Here is a 16,924-nt window from a genome sequence, read left to right as displayed (position 1 = left end):
CATTTGCCTCATTCCTAAAATCCAAAATCAATCATTGTTTCTGCTAATTCATCAAAGTTTTCTTCAGCTTCATCAGAGAATGCATGCCAACGTTCGTCACTCCAAATTTCAATTCGGTTAGAGACGCCGATAACAACACAGCCTTTTTCTAAACTGGCATGTGTTCGTAAATTCGCTGGAATATTGATACGACCTTGCTTATCAATCTCACATTCTGTTGCAGCGGAATAAAAGAATCGTACAAAGGTACGTGCATCTTTCTTAGCTAAGGGCATTTCTTGAAGTTTTGCTTCAAGTTGTGACCATTCATTTAAAGGATAACCAAATAAACAGCCATCCATCCCTCTCGTTACCACAAATTTTTCACCAAGTTCCTCACGAAACTTTGATGGAACGATTAGGCGGCCTTTGGCATCGATATTATGTTGGTATTCACCCATAAGCATAGCCAATACACCCGCTTTTCCACTTGATAGAACAAGTCTACCACATCCCACCACTTTCTACCACTATAAATCTAAAAACTTCTATTTTTTAACTGTTATTTAAAATTTCTGTAATATTTACAGGGTTTTATGTAACAAGCATCACCCAACAAAAAATGTTATTATAACAAGGTTTTTACTATGTTTTTTATCAAATACCCCCAAAATAACAAAAAAACCCCACGAAGTGGGGAGTTGTGGGGGACATTTTCCCACAGCGTATTTCCCCTATTGTCTCCACGCTTTATTACAGTAGATAATGACTGATATTTAGCAAGATAAGCAACACATACAACACAAACGTTAGTAAAAACGTCAACCGCCAAAACATCTTGAAATATCGTCTATATAAAATCTCTCCATAATAATAAGCTTGAAACAGGGCAACAGCGACTCCTAATAACAAAATAGAAATCACAAAATACGGCATAATCGATTCATCATAACTATCTTTGGATAACTCATGGATCCCTATGAATAAAAACGGAATGGCCAAATCCGGTGCTTTTATTTTCCAACGTTCCGTTAGGGAAAAAGTGGACACGAGAAAATTGCACGCAAAGAGCACAATTACCGGAAAAATATACCAAAATAACATTATTGCCGAAAACGACACCATTCTCTCAACAAATCCTTTCATTCCACCTGCTATAACTATACTTCATCAACGTTACACAGATGTTTCATTTCGTTTAAATATATGTGCTAAAAGCCCTTTTTGCTTGCTTTTTCATATAAAAAACGGATTACTTATCAAACCATTTTCAAAACGAGGCCTCACCTATCGCGGCCACTTATTTTTGAATGTTTTTTATAAGCTTTTCTTCTCGTATTGTGTCATACTTCTATTATAATGGATTTAGAACAAAAAATGTTGATTCGGGGTGAATCTTTTGATTAATTATTTATTATTGAAAAATGACTATTTTGAACCTTGTTCACCAGACGATGAATCCCTAAGTTGGATTTCGGTAGAATCTCCTACAGAAGAAGAAATCGAGCGTCTCGTCAATCAATACCACTTACCAACAGATTATCTTACCGGCGTTTTAGATGATGAAGAAAATGCTCGAGTGGAAGGTTTCCGCCACGAAAAATTACAAACGCCTACGTTACTTTTATTTCGTTATCCCAAAGCGAGTATCAGTCCTAGTGGCTATCTGCAAGTAGAAACGGTGCCGATTGCTTTAATCGCAACCGTCGATAACAAACTAATTACTGTTAGCAATGGGCCTAACGACATCGTTCATGGGATTCAAAAAGAGGCGTTCACGCATCAAGATCTTTCTATTGAGAAGGCCTTAATTTTAGCCCTTTCATGGAAGATGGCCCTTTCCTTCAATAAAAACTTACAAGCACTTATCCAACAAACCAACAAACTTGAAGGAGAGCTCCAAGTAGCCACAGAAAATAGTCAATTGTATCAGATTATGGACATTCAAAAAAGTCTAGTTTATTTCGAAGCAGCTTTAACGGATAATTTAAAAGTATTAAAACGTTTATATAGCGCTGAAATTTTTAATCATCCAGAAAAACATTTGCCATTTTTAAGGGATATTCTGATTGAACTAGAACAAGGACTGAATACGACTAAAATACAACTAAAATTAGTTGATAACATTAGTAATACTTTTTCAGCAATCGTTTCAAATAACTTAAATAATGTCATGAAAATTTTAACATCCTTAACAATTGTCCTGACCATTCCAACCATCATCGGAGGAATTTACGGCATGAATGTGAAACTCCCTTTTGCAGAGCATGAATATTCTTTTTGGATTATTTTTGCTATCACTACCTTAATCTGCGTAATTAGTATTCGAATTTTAAAGAAAAAGAATCTCTTATAACTTTAGGTTGCTGTTTTCAGGAAAAGGTTGTACACTATTAGCAGAAATTAAAAAGGACGTGTCATTTATGAACGACAAAGAACAAAGTCGCTTTTCAAAAATCACGAAAGTCGTGGTTTGGCTAATGCTGATCGCAATTGTAGGTTCAACTGTTTTAACAGCGATTCTTAGTCTTTAAACTGGAGAACTTTTTCACACATTAAAAGTAAAAAAACAGCCCCTTCAATTGATAGAAGGGGCTGTTTTTTTACTTGCTCAAATAGAGCGGCTATTTTTTCGCCATCGCCAACAGCTCTTGTGCATGTTCAATGGTTAATTTCGTAATTTCACTTCCTGCGAGCATACGCGCAATTTCGTTTACTCGCTCTTTTTCAGATAAAATTCGGACGCTTGTTTCTGTCCGACCCGCCACAATTTCTTTTTCAATAAAATAATGTTCATCGGCAACGGCCGCCACTTGGGGCAAGTGCGTGATACACAACACCTGCGAATTTTCTGAAATTTGATAAATTTTATCGGCAATCGCCTGTGCTACTCGGCCACTGACTCCTGTATCCACTTCATCAAAAACAATACTAGTGATCCCTTGTGTTTGAGAAAAGATTGTTTTCATAGCCAGCATCACTCGCGAAAGTTCTCCGCCAGAAGCCACCCGAACTAACGGTTTTAATGGTTCCCCTGGGTTAGTAGTAATATAAAATTCTACTCCGTCTAAGCCATTTTCTTGTAAATGCTCAAGTTCTGTAAAGCGGACTTCAAATTCAGTTCGCTCCAAATATAGTTCTTTTAATTCGGTTAAAATTTGTTGTTCAAGCTCTTTGGCTAGGCGCTTTCGTTCTTTTCGTAAAGCTAACGCTTGTTGATGAGCCGCTTGTTGTTTCTCTGCAAGCAACGCTTCTAAGTCACCTGTACCACCTTCCAAAAAATCAGCCTCTGCTAACTCTTTGGTGATTTCTTCATAGTAAGATAAAATCGTTTCGATCGAATCACCATATTTACGTTTCATTTGACGGATTAATTCCAAACGATTTTCTACTTCATTCAAGCGGCCTTCATCTAGTTCTAAGCCATCAATCAACCTAGAAAGATCTCCACTAGCTTCTTGTAGTAAGTAGTAGGCATTTTGAACAGTATCTGACAATGATTTATATTCTGGATCAAGGGATTCAATCGAAGCGAGTTCATTCATACTTGTTCCGATTTTATCCAAACTACTATCGTCTTCACCATTTAGCGCGGCATAACTAATCGTCAGTGCATCAGCAATTTTTTGAAAATTGTTCAGTTTATTGCGTTCTTCTAGCAATTGTTCTTCTTCGCCAGCGACTAACTGTGCACTAGCAATTTCATCACTTTGAAAATGAAGCATGTCCATTCTTTGGGCAAACTCTTTTTCATTTTTTTGTCGCTTTCTGACTTTGGCTTCGAGTGCGCGATACTCTTGATATGCCCGTGTATATTTTTCTTTGACTGCTAAAAGTTTTTTCCCACCAAATTCATCTAACATATCAATATGGCGTTCACTTTGCATCAATTCTTGATGTTCATTTTGGCCATGAATATCTACTAAATATTCCCCAATTCTTTTTAAATTAGTAATGTTGACAATTCGTCCGTTGACACGGCAAACATTTTTACCAGAAGCGGAAATATCTCGTTGAATCACTAAAGAATCTTCTTCTGTTTCAATACCTAATTCTTCTAATAATTGCTTTAATTCTTGACTTTTCGGCATTGAAAAAAGTCCTTCCAAGGTGCATTTATTTGCTCCTTGACGAATATAGTCACTGGAGCCACGTCCGCCTGTGAGTAATCCCATTGCATCAATAATGATGGATTTCCCCGCACCCGTTTCTCCCGTTAAAACGGTCATACCCATTTGAAACTCTAATTGTAACGAAGAGATAATCGCAAAATTTTTCACGGAAAGTTCTTGTAACATCTTGTTCACCTCATTCTTTATAGATAGCTTAACAGCTCTTTATGAAGTTTTTCTGCCGCCTCCTCAGTTCGTGCAATCATGAGAACACTATCATCATCGTTGATGACGGCAAAAAGTTTCTCTTGGTAATTCTTTTCGATTAAACTACCACACGCCGCCGCATTGCCAGGAATGGTTCGTAATACGACATATTTTTCCATTTGTTCTGCAGCTACAAAGGCATCTTTTAAAAGCTTTGCAAGTTTAGCACTCGTATTAGCTTGTGTTTCTAATGGAAGACTATATCGATAACCCCCTTCTGCAGATGGAACTTTGATCAGTTTCATATCTTTAATGTCGCGAGAAATTGTTGCTTGTGTTACAGCTACGCCCTTTTCTTGTAAGTAGTTGACAAAATCTTCTTGCTTTTGAATATTTTTTTCAGTCAATAAACGTGTAATTAAACGGTGTCTATCTTGCTTTCTCATGGCGCCGCTCTCCTTTTCAGTTTACTCTTGCCCTCATCATAGCTTATTTTTATGCATTTTAAAAGATGAATTACTAGATTTATACAAAAAAGAAGCTTTCACCCGTAGGCGTCCACTTCTTTCTTCTAACTTTTCTCATCATTCCGCTAATTTTTGATGCGCATGCGCGACAACTTCTTCAATGGATTCTGTCGCTTGATAGGATCCTTCTCCCTCAACAGAAACTAAATGTGCCAAAAATTCAATGTTTCCTTCACCACCAGTTATTGGTGAAAAATCCAAGTTTTTCACATCATAACCATTATTCATGGCAAAGCGTGTAATTTCCCCCACAACCATTTGATGGGTTTCTGGATCACGAACGATTCCTTTTTTCCCAACAAACTCTTTGCCAGCTTCGAATTGTGGCTTAATTAACGCCACCACACTACCGCCTTTTTTCAAAATATCATGAAGAGGTGGCAAAATTAAGCGTAACGAAATAAAGGAAACATCAATCGTTGCAATATCCGGCACCCCTTCAGTGAAATCTTCAGGTTTACTATAGCGAAAATTGGTACGTTCCATTACCACCACGCGTTCATCTTGCCGAATTTTCCATGCTAGTTGGTTATAGCCAACATCTAAAGCGTAACTCAAACGAGCCCCATTTTGTAAAGCAACATCGGTAAAACCACCTGTGGAGGAACCAATATCTAGCATTGTTTTGCCTTGAACGTTGATTGCAAAAACATTTAGTGCCTTCTCTAGTTTTAAGCCCCCACGAGAAACATAAGGCATTACTTGGCCCTTAGTATGTAAGGGTGTCTCCACAGAAATTTTTTCCCCTGGTTTATCTAAACGTTCGTTTTTATCATTGTAAACCAAACCAGCCATCACACTACGTTTGGCTTTTTCTCGTGTTTCAAATAGTCCTTGATTAAACGCCAAGACATCGATGCGTTCTTTTTTCATAAGTACCTTCTTTCTATCTCAATTGTAACTGAGTTAACAAGTTTGCTAAATGTTCTTCTGAAAAGTTGGGAACATTTGCTTTGATTTTTTCTAAAACAGCGCTGCCTTCTGCTAATTGATGTGTTAGCGCATCTTTCGCACCGGCAATCCCTAAAAGAGCTGGATACGTACTTTTATTCAACGCTTCATCTCGGCCTACTTTTTTACCTAAATCTGCTTCTGTACTTGTGGCATCTAATAAGTCATCACGAATTTGAAAAGCCAAGCCATAGTGATGCGCAAACTGTGTCAGTAAACCAATGACTTCTTCTGTTTGATTGGCTAATACGCCCCCAGCAATTAAGGCGAATTCAATTAGCGCTCCGGTTTTCTTTTCATGAACAGCCGCTAACTCTTCTAAAGTCAAGCTAACCTTTTCTCCTTCAATATCACCCATTTGGCCGGCAACCATGCCTTGATTCCCCGCTGCCTTTGCCAGTTGTTGCATAAGTAAAACTTTTTCACTTAAGCCTAATTGACTCAAAGAAAGTAACTGAAATGCACCTGTTAATAAGCCGTCCCCTGCTAAAATGGCAGTCGCTTCACCAAACACTTTATGATTGGTTGGTTTGCCACGACGTAAATCATCATCATCCATTGCTGGTAAATCATCATGAATTAATGAATACGTATGAATCATCTCTAAAGAGGCAGCCACTTGATAGTCTTGCGTTTCCATCTCTTTTTGAAAAGCGGCCACTGTTGTTAACACTAATAGCGGGCGTAATCGTTTGCCACCTGCGTGTATTGAGTAGAGCATTGCTTCTTTCAAACGCTCATTTTCAGTATATTCTGCGATAAAATCGACCATGACTTTTTCAACCAACGGTAAATGCTGTTGACTAAAATTCGTCATTACACTTCCTCGCTCTCTTCAAAAACAATTTCTTCATTGTTTTCTGTCATCATTTTCGTTAAAGTTTTTTCCGCTTTTTCCAATGTATCTTGACATTGTTTACTTAATGCCATGCCCTCTTGAAAGGCAGCTAAGGCTTCTTCCAAAGGAACATCTCCTCGTTCTAAGCGCTGAACGATTTCTTCTAAGGCATTTAATGATTCTTCAAACGTTTTTTCTTTTGCTGGCATGTTAAAACTCCTCTTTTTTCGCTGTTATTGTTTCGACGTTTGCTTGAACTGTACCGTCAGCATAATGAATCGTTAATTGATCTGCTGGCTGTAACTCGGTAACAGTTTTAACGACACGGTCCTCTTTTGTAGTATAACTATATCCTCGACCCATAATTTTGAGTGGGCTGAGTAAGTCTAATTGTTGAACAGCAGACGTGAATTGCTTTTGTTTGTTTAGGAACAATTGTGTCATTTGTGTTTGCAAGTTTCGTTGTAAAAATGCCAATTGTTGCTGACTTTCTCTTAATTGTCCCTTTGGTGTCTGTTGTTGCAATTGAGCGATAATTCCTTGGGCTTGACGTTGTTTTTGGTGATGAATTGTTGTCATTGCTTGGAAAAGACGTTGCGTCATTCGATCTAATTTAATCGTTTGACCTTCATAAAGCCGCTCAGGTTGCTTAAACACATAAGAGTTTTGTAGTCGTTGGAAACGTTCTGTTCGTTGTTGTAAGAGATATAAAAAGCTTTGTTCTAAACGACTACGCCGTTCACTAATTCTTAATAGTTCTTCATTTAAAACTGGTACCGCTAGTTCCGCTGCTGCCGTTGGGGTTGCTGCACGAACATCTGCTACCATATCGGCAATTGTCACATCTGTTTCGTGACCAACCGATGAAATAATCGGTGTGGTGGCAGCATGAATGGCTCGAGCCACTTTTTCTTCATTAAATGGCCATAAATCCTCGATTGAACCACCGCCACGGCCGATGATCATCGTATCAAAATCGCCTTGCGCATCGGCTCGCTGAATGTTCCGCACAATGTCATCCGCCGCCTGCTCGCCTTGGACCAAGGTTGGAAAAAGGACCAGTTGTGCAATCGGATACCGTCTTTTGACTGTCGTAATGATATCCCGAATGACAGCACCACTAGGACTTGTAACCACAGCGATTCGTTTGGGATAACGAGGCAACTGTTGTTTAGGCCCTTCAAAAAGTCCTTCTTTTCCTAGTTTTTCTCTTAATTCTGCCAATGCTTGATAAAGTGCACCTACACCATCTGGTTCCATATGTTCAATATAAATTTGATAGGAGCCGCTGTTTTCATAAAGCGAAATCCGCCCCACCACCATGACTTTCATGCCTTCTTTTGGTTGAAACTTCAATTTTTGAAAGGCTGATTTAAACATAATTGCAGAAATCTTCGCATGGTCATCTTTTAAACTGAAGTACTGATGCGCGTTCGCTCGGAAACGAAAGTTCGAAATTTCACCTGTTAAATAGACACGTCCTAAGTAAGGGTCTGCATCAAATTTACGTTTTAAATACTTCGTTAAGGCTGTTACTGTTAAATACTGTTGCGTCATTTTTTCACCTTACTTTTGTTTTTTTGCTGCCTCGACTGTTTGATACATTAACATGGTAATCGTCATTGGGCCAACACCTTTGGGAACTGGTGTGATATAGCTTGCAATTTCAGAAACTTCATCGAATGCTACATCACCAATCAGTTTTCCTTCTTGATTGCGATTCATACCCACATCAATCACTACCGCACCTGGTTTCACGAACTCTTTGGTGACAAAATGCCCGCGTCCAATTGCTACAACTAAAATATCCGCTTCTTTTGCAACTTCTGCTAAATGTTCAGTTTTAGAATGGGCAATCGTCACGGTCGCATTTTTCATTAACAATAATTGTGCCATTGGCTTGCCAACAATATTACTTCGACCAATAACCACCGCACGTTTTCCTGTTAAATCAATATCATAGGCTTCAAACATCTTCATAATTCCATACGGCGTGCAAGGAATCATTTCAGGTTTACCTACAAACAAACGGCCTAAATTCATTGGATGGAACCCATCTACATCTTTTTTGGGATCAATCGCTAATAAAATCTTTTCTTCATCAATATGTTTTGGCAAAGGTAATTGTACAAGAATGCCATGAAAGCGTGAATCTTGATTATATTTGTCAATCTCAGCCAATAATTCTTCTTCTGAAATAGTTTCTGGTAGTTTTTCGACCTTTGACAGAATGCCAATTTTGGCTGCTGCACGTTCTTTATTTCTCACATACGTTTGGCTGGCAGGATTTTCCCCAACTAATAAAACAACTAATCCTGGTTGGATGCCTTGTTGTGTCATCTTTTCTACATCTTTTTGAATCTCTGCTTGCATTTGATCTGCTAATTCACGACCGTTAATTACTGTACTCATTCCTTCGCTCCCTCTATTGTTTCTTTACTTCCTTAATAGTATTTATTTTAGCATATAACCCAGTATCTTAACACCAGTTAGATAGTAAAAAAAGATTCAGAGCTTACGCCTCTGAATCAATTTCTTTCATTACATTTGATAACACACCATTAACAAATTTACGTGAACGGTCGTCGCTGTATTTTTTACTTAACTCAACGGCTTCATTTAATGCCACAATGTTTGGCACATCTGAAACGTATAGCATTTCAAAAATAGCTAAGCGTAAAATAACAATATCTATTTTTGCTAAGCGTTGCATAGACCAGTTATTACCTAAATGGTTCGTAATCACTTCATCTAATTCTGCTTTGCGGCTACACACACCACCGACAAGTAAATCTAAATACGTAGGGACTAGGTCTTCGCCATCTTCACTAACGATTTCCCGATTATCATAAGCCAATGCATAATCAATGGCATCTTGTTTGGTTAAATCAGCATTAAAATCTAAAGGAAAAAGGGCTTGGAGCGCTTTTTCACGAATCTCGTGACGGGTTAATTCTGTTTTACTCATTCTCTTCTCCATCTTCATCTTCTGGGAATAATTCATTTAAGTCTGGTTGAGGGATTTTTTCAGGTACTACCGCCACAACATGAATATTCACTTCAACTAAATCAATATCTGTCATAAATAAGACTTGTTGTTTCACACGGTCTTGCATTTCTAACGCAACTTTTGGCACAGAAACACCGTAGTTCAAGTAACAATAGATATCGACTTTTAAGCCTTCTTCTTCTGCTCGTAAATATACACCTTTGCCGTGTGCTGCACGGCCTAATAATTCATTCACATTATTGGCGAACGTGCCACGCATCCCATAAACGCCCTCTACTTTTGAAGCAGCGATTCCGATAATTACTTCAATGACTTCAGGAGCGATCACGATTTCTCCTAAAGAATCGTTTGCATTGATTACAAGATTTTTTTCTTCTGACATTTGGTTGTCCTCCTTATCTATTACGCACAAAATCGTTAAATAAACGATTTATTTGATGAATCACTAAGTCTCTTAAGGATTCTCTTTTAAGCAACGGATGATTCTTAAAAATTAAAACAACACTGGTTTCTTCAGTTAGTTGTGAAAGAACGTCCAAATTTTGCTTATCAATACTCGTTCTTAGTTTATCATTAATTAGCCTATTTCGCTACCAGAAAAGCTAAGTTCTGACTAAAAGAACAGATAATTTCTTGTCATAAATTTCTAATTCAAGGCTTTAGACGTAAAAATAAGAAAGACCAAGTAATTTTGGCTTTCTTATTTTTACGTCTTTATTCTTCAGGATAACGTTCCATTAGTTTCGTCCGATGCTTTTGCATAATCATTTCTAAAGAGATGTCATATTTATCGGCTAAAATAAATAAATTATCCAACACATCGCCTAACTCTTCCGTTAAATTTTCCAGATTCTCTTCATCCGCCAAAACTGTTTCATCCGGTCGATCACGGCCAATTTCAATTGTCCGAATGGCCCGACAAACTTCGCCGACTTCTTCTGTTAAAAAGTTGGAACGAATAAACGGATCATATTGATACCAGTTACGTTTTTTATAAAACGCACTAATAAACCGCTGATACTCTTGGATATCCATGTTCTCCCAACCTTTATAAAATGATTAATTCTTTTGGCGCATGTGTTAATACACGATTACCTTCAGCAGTAATCAATAAATCGTCCTCAATACGCACGCCACCAATTCCTGGCAAATAAATTCCAGGTTCGTCCGTAATCACATTCCCTGGTACAAACTGTTTATCTGCTCGGAATGAAACATTTGGTCCTTCATGAATTTCTAACCCAACGCCATGACCAGTGCTGTGACCAAACGCATCACCATAGCCATAGGAAGCAATATGATCCCGTGCAATCGCATCTAATTGAATGCCCGTCAACCCAGGTTTAGCTTCTGCTAACACTTTTAATTGTGCTTCTAAAACAATATCATAAATTTCTTTTAGTTTTGGCTGAATACTACCAATAGCGAATGTCCGTGTCATATCAGAAACATAGCCTTCATAATAACAACCGAAATCTAAAGTGATTAACTCACCTTTTTCGATGACTTTATGGCTAGCAACGCCATGTGGCATCGCTGAACGTAGACCGCTGGCCACAATTGTCTCAAAAGAAACACCACTGGCTCCTTTTGAACGCATGAAGAAATCTAATTGATTAGCCACTTCAATCTCTGTCATTCCAGGTTTAATCATCTCTAAGACAAAGGCAAATCCTTGATCCGCGATGGCACACGCTTTTTCAATAATCGCTACTTCTTCTTCATCTTTCACTTCTCTTAATTCTTCAATCAAACCCATTACAGGAACTAATTCACATGGTAAAATTTCTTCCAATAAGCTATAATCAGCGAAACTAACTTGCGTTTCTTCAAAAGCTAAATTATCTAATTGCAAACGTTCAGCTAAATCTGCTACTTCGTCAAAAATATGTCCTGTGTTTTTAACGATAGTAAAACCAGTTGCTTGTTCCGCAGCTTGTTCCGTATAACGAAAATCCGTTACAAAAAAAGCTTTATCTAATGTAATCATTGCCAAGCCTGTTGTCCCAGTAAAATTGGTTAAATAACGTAAATTATACGGACTTGTCACTAAAAATCCTTGTAAATTATTTTCTTTCATTAACTCCCGTAACTTTTCGACTCTTGCCATCATTGGTTCGACCTTCTTTCTTTTTTCTCATTTTTCATTATAGCAAATTTGCTTCAGAAAAGCATGAATCACCAAAAAACTTCATCGAGAAAGTTTACTGAAAATTTTACCTTTCCTTATTTTTTGCTTAACACTTTTGTAGTAAACTAATTTAGCGACTTCAAGGAGGAAATTATGAACGTTTATTTATTTCTGGCACTATTTTTCATTATTATCGGCATTTTAAGCTATAGTTTTTTTATTGAACCTAACTGCTTAGTCATACACAAAAATCAAATTAAAGTAACAGAATCAGGGAAAACCTTACGGATTGTTCAACTCTCTGATATTCATTTAAAAAAGAATTATTCTGTGAAGGCCTTAAAACAGATTGTTGAAAAAACAAATACATTACAACCAGACATAGTCGTTTTTACAGGAGACTTATTTGATGATTATGCCCGTTTCGGTATCGAAATTCAGGATGAAGTGAGTCAACTTTTCCGTAAAATTAATGCCCCTTATGGCAAATTCGCTATTTATGGCAACCACGAGTATAGCGGGTTAGATACCAATTTTTACGAAACAATCTTAGAAGCTGCCGACTTTACCGTACTAAAAAACACGGGCAAATTACTGCCTGTCTCACACCGCATCTCCTTGTACGTCGCTGGTTTAGAAGATTCGTTATATGGACAAACCGACTTAGCTGCAGCTTTAGTCAACCGCCCTACTGGAACGCCCACTCTGCTACTAACCCATGAGCCAGATGTCGCAGACTCAGCAGTCAACAAAAACATTGACCTCATTTTAGCAGGACATAGTCACGGCGGACAGATTCGCTTGCCTTTTTTCACTTACAAAAATCAGCTTGCTAAAAAATATACACATGGGCTTTATCATTTAGAAGATGAAACGCCGCTAATTGTTCACCCAGGAATCGGAACCACTAAAATCAGCGCACGCTTTGGTGTCTTACCAACGATTGAACTGATTGAGTTAACTATTTAACTATGCATTAAAAAGACCGCCCCACGTTAGAGAAAAATTCTCACGTTGGACGGTCTTTGATTATGTTCGATTAATGATGAAAATCTTGCTCGTGATCTTCTTCTATTTTCGCTTTTCCTAGCGTATAAAATTTGCTGCCATTTAACCCGAGAATAAATAGCACCACCACTAGTAAAAGAATTGATAAAGATAACAATAAAGTCTGCAAGCCATCGCCATGTGCAACCATTAATTGACGTAAAATTGCGGTTAAACAAATTAAAATCAAATAACGAATCGGAATATGGTGTCCTTCTTGAATATAGCGAAGAATCATCATAATAAACTCAAATAACATAAAGAATGAAATAATTTCTTGCATGATAACTGAAAAATTATCCGGCGTCATTGGCTTCATGAGATATGTAGCGAGGTCAACTAAATAACTAGCCATAAATACTAATAAGAAAACTCCTAAAATCCCTAATACAATATCCAAAATCAAATTCACGTACTTCTTTACTACACTAAAATTCTTCTGCATAATACCCTTCTTTCTTTTGACTCAATTATTTTATAACATGCTTGTTATTACATTAAATATATCATCAATTAACCTTGTCAGACAAGCAGTTAAACCCAATGTGAGATTTTTTTTATTTTGAGATGTTTCTTTATTTTCCGGCTAACCCTTTATGCAAGACAAAAAAAGCTGAATCCGCAGATTCAGCTTTTTAATCGTATTAGTTAGCTACTGGATAAACTGATACTTGTTTTTTGTCGCGGCCTTTACGTTCGAAACGTACCACACCGTCAACTTTTGCAAATAACGTATCGTCGCCACCGATTCCAACGTTCACACCTGGATAAATTTTAGTTCCGCGTTGACGGTATAAAATTGAACCACCTGTAACTGTTTGGCCATCAGCACTTTTAGCGCCTAATCGTTTAGATTCAGAGTCACGGCCGTTTGATGTAGAACCGCCACCTTTTTTATGGGCAAATAATTGTAAATTCATAGTCAATAACATAGTCTGCACCTCCTATTTCTCAGTGATTGTTTTTATTTGAATAAATTCAGTATTTTCGTTCTCTATTGATTGTAAACCTAATAAAAGATTTTCTAATAGAATTTGGGCAATATTTTTTTGTTCCTGATTGACAGTTGTTAACATCTCGACATAAAGGTAGCCACCTTCTACATCGTCAACTTCCACAATCGGTTCAAAACCTGCTAAGGCATCAATCCCATTGACTGTGCTAATTGCTAAGGCAGAAACTGCCGCGCAAACCACATCGCTGCCATAAGGACCTGCTTCAGCATGCCCGGTTAATTCGAATGAAACGATTCGGCCGGAGCCTGTTCGTTTAAAAGAACCTTTAATCATTGATAGGCCTTCTTTCCTGTCAACAAGAGAGATTAAGCGTTGATTGCTTCGATCATAACTTTTGTATACGGTTGACGGTGACCTTGTTTACGGTGAGAGTGTTTTTTAGGTTTGTATTGGAAAGTCACGACTTTCTTTTGTTTGCCGTGTTTTTCAACAGTTCCTTCAACAGTTGCGCCTGCAACAGTTGGCGCACCAACTTTTGTAGATTCGCCACCTACTAAGATAACTTCGTCAAAAACAACTTTCTCGCCAGCCTCAACGTTTAATTTTTCAACGTAGATTGCTTGACCTACTTCAACTTTCACTTGTTTACCACCAGTTTTGATAATTGCGTACATGCTATACAGCACCTCCTTCTTCTAGACTTAGACTCGCCATCCCAAGTGATGATTGCTCATGCTTAAAAACTTGTTCTGTGCGGTTGTAGCTGTGGAGACCACAATTACAACACTAACTATAATAACAGAACCAGAAAACCTCGTCAATATAAACTCTATATTTTCTTCACTTTCTCTCTCCAAAAAAACTTCTTCTGTTATTTAAATTTCCGATTGACTTTCTAACACTACTTCCATTATAATTAGCTTTGTTGTGTTACAACTATTGTCATAGTAGCTCAGCAGGATAGAGCATCCGCCTTCTAAGCGGACGGTCGGGGGTTCGAATCCCTCCTGTGACGTAACGATAACAAAAGCGCCTCTTAGAAACAAGGGTTTCTAAGAGGCGCTTTTGTTATTCCAAGTTCATCCTAACCTAGTTTAACTTTCTACCAACTTGAAGTACCTCCACCTCCACCAAAACTACCACCTCCGAAACTGTCACTGGAGCCATCATCAGAAGAACCCTCGTTGCTTGTAACCCACCAATCATGACGATTCGCATACATACTAGTCTTTTTTAGTTGCCTGTCAGAACGTGAACTTGCTAGAAATTTAGCAATAGACACATTTCCATAAGCAAAACGCATATCATAGTATTCAGGATGCGTAGTCTTAATAAATCTTATCGGGTAGAAGGATTTTGAAGCTTTTTTGTTGGTAATCTTTTTTTCTCTAATTTTTTTCCGCAATAATTTTTTTCAATTTTATATTGCTGGTTGTCTAAATCGTTTGCTAATTGTTTTAATGATTTTGATTTTTCTGAACTTACTTGCTGGATATCTTTTAAAAACCTACGGATTATAGAATCCAGGTGCAATCTATTTTGTAAGCCAACACCTATTGATTTTATATAACCAAATAAGAAAAAGACCGGAATCAAAAAATAGACCAGACTAACCATGGGTACTAAAGAGTCTTCGTCTTCTAAAAATGTCAGAATCTCTGTGATTAGTGTGAAAACTGTCGAAGGAAACGACTGCTCTGATAAACTAACTTGAACATAAATAATCAGAGTCACGGATACCAAAAAAGGATGTTTTAATAAAATCGAAAGAGGAAACAAAATAATTTTTAGGTAAGCAGATATTAAGTTATCATTAATTCCACTAATCCGACACGCAGGCAGTTTCGTTTCTGGAACTTTTTCCCAATATACTTCACCTATCCAAAAACACGGTAAGTAGATCCATGGTTGATTCACCTTCCAAAAACAAGCACACATAGAAGAGCTTCTTAAATCTTTCCACTGTGCAACATAATTATAAATAAATTTCTTTGGTGTCACCTCGCCAAATGCAAAATCCATATCATAGTATGCGGGAATTATTATCTCTTTTTTCGAATTTTCAGGATATAAAATATTTTTCTCCAAACGCGCCTTGGCAGCTTTAAATTCAACTGATTGTTCTCCTAAAACAATTGCCTTAGAGGAAATACCGCCATTATAAAACATAGCTACATCTTCCTTATAGCGATTTGCCATGTCAACTAGAGCCAAGCGGGCACTAAGTTCTTTCCCCGCATTACGTAATTCCCATAAAAAATACAACATAACAATAATAAAAACTATAATTAGCCAAGGCTTTAACGACCTTCCTATTCCTAATAAATATAACCAAATTTTCTGCAAAAAACTAATCTTAGGTAGCGAGGTCGTTTTAGACATAGTATCAGTAGTAAGTAGTTCCTTAATTCGAGTGGTGACAATATGTATTCCTGCATTAAAATCCTTTAATTTATAAAAATCTTTCACGGTACTATCTGTTATTTCGTCGGTTAAACTATCTGGGATTATCTCTTCAAGCCCATAGCCTACTTCAAGTCTTGCTTGCCTGTCTTTCACAGATACTAAGTAAATCACTCCATTATTATAAAGTTTATTTCCGATACCTAATTTATTACCTATTTGATTAGTAAAACTTTCAATCGTTTCATTTTCAGGAACTTGCTCAACTGTGATAACCATTAGTTGTGGTTTCGTTTCCGTCTTACTAAGTTCTTGATTAATTTTTTGTACATTATTAATGACTTCTTCGTTCAAAATTTGTGCATTATCTGAAACAAAAAGATGATTTTGATTAATTTTTACTACGACATCGTCTGTTGGAGCTGAATAAGTCCTTTCAAATCGTTTTAAGAAACTCATACCCAAATAGATCCCTATTAAAAGAACAGCTAGATAAACTAAATTCTTCATTACAATACTTTTTACTTTTATTTTTCGATACTCCCCCACGCTAATTTGTAATTCTATCCCTACTTTGTTTTTCCCATACACTGATTTTTTCTCCCTTCCACTCCTACCGAATGTTCTAGCTCTGATTTTCCACAGAGCTAAATAAATTTTTTTGTATTAAAAATTTATTTTCTTAATAGTTAGTATACCGAATATAGACGTTCAAATCTCTATCTTTTTAACTAATTTCTGTTAACACGCATAAAAAAGAACG

General features: G+C 37.2%; 21 protein-coding genes, 1 tRNA gene and 1 other annotated feature. Of the genes, 4 read left to right on the top strand and 18 right to left on the bottom strand.

The window, feature by feature from the left end; genetic code table 11:
• Positions 1–14: 14 nt before the first annotated feature.
• Both mraZ and IGK54_RS03685 read right to left on the bottom strand, forming a co-directional pair.
• Positions 15–500 (bottom strand): division/cell wall cluster transcriptional repressor MraZ, encoded by a 486-nt coding sequence (gene mraZ / locus IGK54_RS03690; protein WP_002383402.1) that lies wholly within the window; start codon positions 498–500, stop codon positions 15–17.
• 232 nt (positions 501–732) lie between these two features.
• The gene (locus IGK54_RS03685) at positions 733–1,125 is read right to left on the bottom strand and encodes a DUF3397 domain-containing protein (protein WP_002383401.1); all 393 of its coding nucleotides are present in this window, start codon (positions 1,123–1,125) and stop codon (positions 733–735) included.
• Positions 1,126–1,369: 244 nt separating this feature from the next.
• Between IGK54_RS03685 and IGK54_RS03680 the strand changes: the two genes are divergently transcribed.
• Positions 1,370–2,335, top strand: a complete 966-nt coding sequence (locus IGK54_RS03680; protein ID WP_002390178.1) for a magnesium transporter CorA family protein — start codon at positions 1,370–1,372, stop codon at positions 2,333–2,335.
• Positions 2,336–2,402: 67 nt separating this feature from the next.
• Entirely contained in the window at positions 2,403–2,513 is a 111-nt protein-coding gene (locus tag IGK54_RS03675) for a DUF4044 domain-containing protein (protein ID WP_002383399.1), read from the top strand.
• Between the two features lie 90 nt (positions 2,514–2,603).
• Here the strand turns inward: IGK54_RS03675 and recN are convergent, their stop codons facing one another.
• The 11 genes from recN to IGK54_RS03620 form a co-directional block, all read right to left on the bottom strand.
• Complete coding sequence (gene recN, locus IGK54_RS03670; protein ID WP_010825092.1) at positions 2,604–4,277, bottom strand: DNA repair protein RecN; 1,674 nt, start codon at positions 4,275–4,277, stop codon at positions 2,604–2,606.
• 17 nt (positions 4,278–4,294) lie between these two features.
• A complete protein-coding gene (locus IGK54_RS03665; protein WP_002358881.1) occupies positions 4,295–4,744 on the bottom strand; it encodes an arginine repressor in 450 nt (149 codons plus the stop codon).
• Between the two features lie 138 nt (positions 4,745–4,882).
• Complete coding sequence (locus IGK54_RS03660) at positions 4,883–5,698, bottom strand: TlyA family RNA methyltransferase (RefSeq protein ID WP_141417206.1); 816 nt, start codon at positions 5,696–5,698, stop codon at positions 4,883–4,885.
• 13 nt (positions 5,699–5,711) lie between these two features.
• Entirely contained in the window at positions 5,712–6,593 is an 882-nt protein-coding gene (locus IGK54_RS03655) for a polyprenyl synthetase family protein (RefSeq protein ID WP_002355879.1), read from the bottom strand.
• Positions 6,593–6,823, bottom strand: a complete 231-nt coding sequence (locus IGK54_RS03650) for an exodeoxyribonuclease VII small subunit (protein ID WP_002395761.1) — start codon at positions 6,821–6,823, stop codon at positions 6,593–6,595. The genes IGK54_RS03655 and IGK54_RS03650 overlap by 1 nt, the downstream gene beginning before the upstream one ends.
• A gap of 1 nt (position 6,824) precedes the next feature.
• On the bottom strand, positions 6,825–8,171 hold the full coding sequence (xseA, locus tag IGK54_RS03645; RefSeq protein ID WP_002355877.1) for an exodeoxyribonuclease VII large subunit: 1,347 nt from the start codon (positions 8,169–8,171) through the stop codon (positions 6,825–6,827).
• 9 nt (positions 8,172–8,180) lie between these two features.
• Positions 8,181–9,026 carry a bifunctional methylenetetrahydrofolate dehydrogenase/methenyltetrahydrofolate cyclohydrolase gene (locus IGK54_RS03640; protein WP_002355876.1) on the bottom strand — a complete coding sequence of 282 codons (846 nt, stop codon included), beginning with the start codon at positions 9,024–9,026 and terminating at the stop codon, positions 8,181–8,183.
• Between the two features lie 103 nt (positions 9,027–9,129).
• On the bottom strand, positions 9,130–9,582 hold the full coding sequence (gene nusB, locus IGK54_RS03635; RefSeq protein ID WP_002355875.1) for a transcription antitermination factor NusB: 453 nt from the start codon (positions 9,580–9,582) through the stop codon (positions 9,130–9,132).
• Positions 9,575–10,006, bottom strand: coding sequence for an Asp23/Gls24 family envelope stress response protein (locus IGK54_RS03630; protein ID WP_116495216.1), 432 nt, complete (start codon positions 10,004–10,006; stop codon positions 9,575–9,577). The genes nusB and IGK54_RS03630 overlap by 8 nt, the downstream gene beginning before the upstream one ends.
• A 332-nt stretch (positions 10,007–10,338) precedes the next feature.
• The gene (locus IGK54_RS03625; RefSeq protein WP_002355872.1) at positions 10,339–10,659 is read right to left on the bottom strand and encodes a MazG nucleotide pyrophosphohydrolase domain-containing protein; all 321 of its coding nucleotides are present in this window, start codon (positions 10,657–10,659) and stop codon (positions 10,339–10,341) included.
• Between the two features lie 13 nt (positions 10,660–10,672).
• Positions 10,673–11,737 (bottom strand): M24 family metallopeptidase, encoded by a 1,065-nt coding sequence (locus IGK54_RS03620; RefSeq protein ID WP_142957263.1) that lies wholly within the window; start codon positions 11,735–11,737, stop codon positions 10,673–10,675.
• 171 nt (positions 11,738–11,908) lie between these two features.
• Here IGK54_RS03620 and IGK54_RS03615 point away from each other — a divergent pair, with 171 nt between their 5' ends.
• A complete protein-coding gene (locus tag IGK54_RS03615; RefSeq protein WP_002355870.1) occupies positions 11,909–12,724 on the top strand; it encodes a metallophosphoesterase in 816 nt (271 codons plus the stop codon).
• A gap of 70 nt (positions 12,725–12,794) precedes the next feature.
• On the opposite strand, the gene psiE is transcribed toward IGK54_RS03615, so the two are convergent.
• From psiE to rplU, 4 genes are all read right to left on the bottom strand, one after another.
• Positions 12,795–13,247 (bottom strand): phosphate-starvation-inducible protein PsiE, encoded by a 453-nt coding sequence (gene psiE, locus IGK54_RS03610; protein WP_002395766.1) that lies wholly within the window; start codon positions 13,245–13,247, stop codon positions 12,795–12,797.
• Positions 13,248–13,446: 199 nt separating this feature from the next.
• Positions 13,447–13,734, bottom strand: a complete 288-nt coding sequence (rpmA, locus tag IGK54_RS03605; RefSeq protein ID WP_002355868.1) for a 50S ribosomal protein L27 — start codon at positions 13,732–13,734, stop codon at positions 13,447–13,449.
• Positions 13,735–13,746: 12 nt separating this feature from the next.
• The gene (locus tag IGK54_RS03600) at positions 13,747–14,091 is read right to left on the bottom strand and encodes a ribosomal-processing cysteine protease Prp (RefSeq protein ID WP_002355867.1); all 345 of its coding nucleotides are present in this window, start codon (positions 14,089–14,091) and stop codon (positions 13,747–13,749) included.
• Between the two features lie 32 nt (positions 14,092–14,123).
• The gene (rplU, locus tag IGK54_RS03595) at positions 14,124–14,432 is read right to left on the bottom strand and encodes a 50S ribosomal protein L21 (RefSeq protein ID WP_002355866.1); all 309 of its coding nucleotides are present in this window, start codon (positions 14,430–14,432) and stop codon (positions 14,124–14,126) included.
• Positions 14,433–14,451: 19 nt separating this feature from the next.
• Positions 14,452–14,527 (bottom strand) — a sequence feature (ribosomal protein L21 leader region).
• 172 nt (positions 14,528–14,699) lie between these two features.
• Between rplU and IGK54_RS03590 the strand changes: the two genes are divergently transcribed.
• Positions 14,700–14,773, top strand: a tRNA-Arg gene (locus tag IGK54_RS03590).
• Between the two features lie 323 nt (positions 14,774–15,096).
• Here IGK54_RS03590 and IGK54_RS03585 read toward each other — a convergent pair.
• A complete protein-coding gene (locus IGK54_RS03585; protein WP_430603206.1) occupies positions 15,097–16,752 on the bottom strand; it encodes a TPM domain-containing protein in 1,656 nt (551 codons plus the stop codon).
• Positions 16,753–16,924 lie beyond the last annotated feature (172 nt).

It is taken from the genome of Enterococcus sp. DIV2384, assembly GCF_050534975.1.
GTDB lineage: Bacteria > Bacillota > Bacilli > Lactobacillales > Enterococcaceae > Enterococcus > Enterococcus faecalis.
This window is presented reverse-complemented; position numbering and strand designations above follow the sequence as displayed.

Bases quoted from the DNA above. Each gene is read 5' to 3' on its own strand.
- IGK54_RS03665 (WP_002358881.1), bottom strand. From the start codon at position 4,744: ATGAGAAAGCAAGATAGACACCGTTTAATTACACGTTTATTGACTGAA.
- IGK54_RS03630 (WP_116495216.1), bottom strand. From the start codon at position 10,006: ATGTCAGAAGAAAAAAATCTTGTAATCAATGCAAACGATTCTTTAGGA.
- rplU (WP_002355866.1), bottom strand. From the start codon at position 14,432: ATGTACGCAATTATCAAAACTGGTGGTAAACAAGTGAAAGTTGAAGTA.
- xseA (WP_002355877.1), bottom strand. From the start codon at position 8,171: ATGACGCAACAGTATTTAACAGTAACAGCCTTAACGAAGTATTTAAAA.
- IGK54_RS03620 (WP_142957263.1), bottom strand. From the start codon at position 11,737: ATGATGGCAAGAGTCGAAAAGTTACGGGAGTTAATGAAAGAAAATAAT.
- nusB (WP_002355875.1), bottom strand. From the start codon at position 9,582: ATGAGTAAAACAGAATTAACCCGTCACGAGATTCGTGAAAAAGCGCTC.
- IGK54_RS03650 (WP_002395761.1), bottom strand. From the start codon at position 6,823: ATGCCAGCAAAAGAAAAAACGTTTGAAGAATCATTAAATGCCTTAGAA.
- IGK54_RS03615 (WP_002355870.1), top strand. From the start codon at position 11,909: ATGAACGTTTATTTATTTCTGGCACTATTTTTCATTATTATCGGCATT.
- IGK54_RS03655 (WP_002355879.1), bottom strand. From the start codon at position 6,593: ATGACGAATTTTAGTCAACAGCATTTACCGTTGGTTGAAAAAGTCATG.
- IGK54_RS03625 (WP_002355872.1), bottom strand. From the start codon at position 10,659: ATGGATATCCAAGAGTATCAGCGGTTTATTAGTGCGTTTTATAAAAAA.
- IGK54_RS03660 (WP_141417206.1), bottom strand. From the start codon at position 5,698: ATGAAAAAAGAACGCATCGATGTCTTGGCGTTTAATCAAGGACTATTT.
- IGK54_RS03685 (WP_002383401.1), bottom strand. From the start codon at position 1,125: ATGAAAGGATTTGTTGAGAGAATGGTGTCGTTTTCGGCAATAATGTTA.
- IGK54_RS03640 (WP_002355876.1), bottom strand. From the start codon at position 9,026: ATGAGTACAGTAATTAACGGTCGTGAATTAGCAGATCAAATGCAAGCA.
- recN (WP_010825092.1), bottom strand. From the start codon at position 4,277: ATGTTACAAGAACTTTCCGTGAAAAATTTTGCGATTATCTCTTCGTTA.
- psiE (WP_002395766.1), bottom strand. From the start codon at position 13,247: ATGCAGAAGAATTTTAGTGTAGTAAAGAAGTACGTGAATTTGATTTTG.
- IGK54_RS03600 (WP_002355867.1), bottom strand. From the start codon at position 14,091: ATGATTAAAGGTTCTTTTAAACGAACAGGCTCCGGCCGAATCGTTTCA.
- IGK54_RS03675 (WP_002383399.1), top strand. From the start codon at position 2,403: ATGAACGACAAAGAACAAAGTCGCTTTTCAAAAATCACGAAAGTCGTG.
- rpmA (WP_002355868.1), bottom strand. From the start codon at position 13,734: ATGTTATTGACTATGAATTTACAATTATTTGCCCATAAAAAAGGTGGC.